Annotated in this window: 1 rRNA gene; it reads right to left on the bottom strand. The window is 49.6% G+C overall.

The features are described from left to right. A 23S ribosomal RNA gene (locus GJ700_RS34870) occupies positions 1-244 on the bottom strand; the annotation flags it as partial.

The following is a 244-nucleotide window of genomic DNA, read 5'->3' as shown; positions in this document are numbered from 1 at the left end:
GGCTTTTCACCCCCATTATCGCTACTCATGTCAGCATTCGCACTTCTGATACCTCCAGCATCCTTTACAAGACACCTTCGCAGGCTTACAGAACGCTCTCCTACCATATCCTTACGGATATCCGCAGCTTCGGTGACTGGCTTAGCCCCGTTACATCTTCCGCGCAGGACGACTCGATCAGTGAGCTATTACGCTTTCTTTAAATGATGGCTGCTTCTAAGCCAACATCCTGACTGTTTTAGCC

Source organism: Pseudoduganella rivuli, from assembly GCF_009674485.1.
GTDB lineage: Bacteria > Pseudomonadota > Gammaproteobacteria > Burkholderiales > Burkholderiaceae_D > Rugamonas > Rugamonas rivuli_B.
This window is presented reverse-complemented; position numbering and strand designations above follow the sequence as displayed.